Origin of the sequence: Streptomyces sp. SPB074 (assembly GCF_000154905.1) — a bacterium.
Taxonomy (GTDB): domain Bacteria; phylum Actinomycetota; class Actinomycetes; order Streptomycetales; family Streptomycetaceae; genus Streptomyces.
The window spans coordinates 6,615,157-6,616,850 of sequence record NZ_GG770539.1; the positions used below are offsets into that span (position 1 = coordinate 6,615,157).

Consider the following 1,694-nt stretch of genomic DNA (forward strand, 5'->3'; position numbering starts at 1 on the left):
CGCCCCCCTCAGCCGTACCGCCCCGCTCAGGGCAGCAGCCGCTCGATGGCCTCGCGGCCCTCCTCGGCGAGCTTCTTGCGCGCCCACTCCAGGCTCTCGGGCGTCAGGTCGCGGCCGGAGGCCCGGACGAGGTCCTCGGGCGTCACCTCCTGGTCCGCGCCCGTGTGCAGTTCGTCGTCGGGAGTGACGACGCGGGGCAGATCCTCAGGATTCTTCTCGTCCGCCATCTGCGGCCTCCTCGGTGTCGGCGCGGCCCGCGGACCGCGCGTCCGTGTCCGTCAATCTTCGTCGGCCCCGCGCCGCCCGGCCACTCGGCGGGCGGGCGTGCGGCCGTGCCCGGCCGCGTACCCTCCGGGCGGCCCGGAACACGTCACGCGGCCCGCGTCCCGGGCCGCTCAGGAGACCTGCGCGAGGAAGGACTCCGGCGTCACGGGGTAGCCGCCCGGCCCGAGCACCGCGACCGGATCGCCGTCGAGCAGCACGGTCGGCGTCGCGTGCACCGAACTCCCCGTGAAGGCCAGCGACACGGACCGCGCCCAGGGCCGGTACGTCCCCGCCCGCACCTTCTCCGCGAAACCGTCCCCGCCCAGCCCCGGCACCTCCGCCGCGAGCCGCACGAGCAGGTCGTCGTCGCCGAAACGGTCGTCCTCCTCGGGCGGCTGCTCGGCGAAGAGCAGCCGCAGGAAGAGCACGAAGGCGCCGGGCCCCTCGTCGAGCGCCGCGCCGAGCGCGGCGAGCGCGTGCAGCGAGCCGCTGCCGCCCGCGCCGTCGTCGATGAAGGTCGCGAAGTGGTACTCGACGCGGAAGCGGCCCGCGTCGGCCGCCTCCTGGATGACCATGCCGAGCCCGTTCTCCATGCGCTTGCAGTACGGGCAGCGCGGATCGAGGTACACGCTCAGGACCCGCCCCGCGCCGTCGTCGCCGTAGCGGACGACCGTGCCGCCCGGGCCCGAGGTGTGCGCGGGTACGGGGTGCGTGTCCGTGGTGTCGCCGGGGGTGCGTGGGGTCATGCCTCCAGGCTGCGGCCACCCGTACGCGCGCGCAAAACGGGCGCCGGGGCGCGGTCCCGCTCAGTCCCCGCGCCGCTCCTGTCCGCGCACGGCCGGGCGGGCGAGCGCGAGCACCGTCGCGGCGAGGACCGCCGCCGGGAGCACCGGAGCCCAGCCGGGGGCGGCGCGGTGCAGGAGCGCGCCGAGCACCGCCCCGAGGACGAGGGCGCACAGCCGGGCCCCCGGCGCCCCCGCGCGCCGGATGCCGTCCCCGCGCACGACACCGACGACGAGGGTCGTGAGCGTGCTCGTGAAGAACGTCGTCGGGGCACCCGCGGGACCGAGCGCGAGGACGGCGGAGGCCTGCCCGCCCATCGCCGCCGCGAGCGCCGCGAGCAGCGCCCACGAGGTGTTTCCCGAGGGCCCCGTCACCGCCCACACCCCGGCCACCACCGCCAGCAGCACCGTCTCGGCGGAGAGGACCCCCAGCGGGCCGCCCCACCGCGCCCGCAGCACACCCCCGGCGCACGCCGTCCCCAGGACGTACCCGCCGACGGCCGCCACCGGGGCGACGGCCCCCTCCGGCAGCCCCGCGCCGCCGAGCGCCGCGCCCAGGAAGACGAGGTTGCCCGTCATGACCCCCGCGAAGGCGCCGCCGAGCGCCACGACGGCGAGCGCGTCCACCGCGCCGGAGGCGAGGCTCAG

Annotated in this window: 3 protein-coding genes; all 3 read right to left on the bottom strand. The window is 77.6% G+C overall.

Features of this window, described 5'->3' with window-relative positions; all coding sequences use genetic code 11:
• Nucleotides 1-26: 26 nt before the first annotated feature.
• Nucleotides 27-227 (bottom strand): hypothetical protein, encoded by a 201-nt coding sequence (locus SSBG_RS28230; protein ID WP_008749456.1) that lies wholly within the window; start codon nucleotides 225-227, stop codon nucleotides 27-29.
• Between the two features lie 168 nt (nucleotides 228-395).
• The gene (locus tag SSBG_RS28235) at nucleotides 396-1,010 is read right to left on the bottom strand and encodes a DsbA family protein (RefSeq protein WP_008749458.1); all 615 of its coding nucleotides are present in this window, start codon (nucleotides 1,008-1,010) and stop codon (nucleotides 396-398) included.
• Between the two features lie 60 nt (nucleotides 1,011-1,070).
• Nucleotides 1,071-1,694 (bottom strand): DUF1275 family protein (locus SSBG_RS28240; protein ID WP_106429394.1); only part of this gene is annotated, 624 nt, incomplete at its 5' end.

Bases quoted from the DNA above. Each gene is read 5' to 3' on its own strand.
- SSBG_RS28230 (WP_008749456.1), bottom strand. From the start codon at position 227: ATGGCGGACGAGAAGAATCCTGAGGATCTGCCCCGCGTCGTCACTCCC.
- SSBG_RS28235 (WP_008749458.1), bottom strand. From the start codon at position 1,010: ATGACCCCACGCACCCCCGGCGACACCACGGACACGCACCCCGTACCC.